We start from the raw sequence: 223 nt of genomic DNA, 5'->3' as shown, positions 1-223 counted from the left end.
GTGTGCCTCGATCTTCACCGCCAATGCCAAACGCGCCATCCGCGGCGCCCGTGCGATCCGGGCGGGGACCGTCACGGTCAACAGCTTTGGCGAGGGCGACATCACCACCCCCTTCGGCGGCTACAAACAATCCGGCTTCGGCGGCCGCGACAACTCCGTCCATGCCCACGACCAGTACACCCAGCTGAAAACCATCTGGATCGACCTCGCCGACGACGCCAAC

The 223-nt window shown here is 65.5% G+C and carries 1 protein-coding gene; it reads left to right on the top strand.

What is annotated here, in order from left to right; translation table 11 throughout:
• A partial coding sequence (locus ABLN94_RS24695; RefSeq protein WP_352997373.1) for an aldehyde dehydrogenase family protein occupies positions 1–223 on the top strand: 223 nt, incomplete at both ends.

It is taken from the genome of Ruegeria sp. SCP11, assembly GCF_040329455.1.
Lineage (GTDB): Bacteria > Pseudomonadota > Alphaproteobacteria > Rhodobacterales > Rhodobacteraceae > Ruegeria > Ruegeria atlantica_E.
Note: the sequence above shows the minus strand (reverse complement) of the source record. Positions and strands in the feature narration are given on the sequence as shown.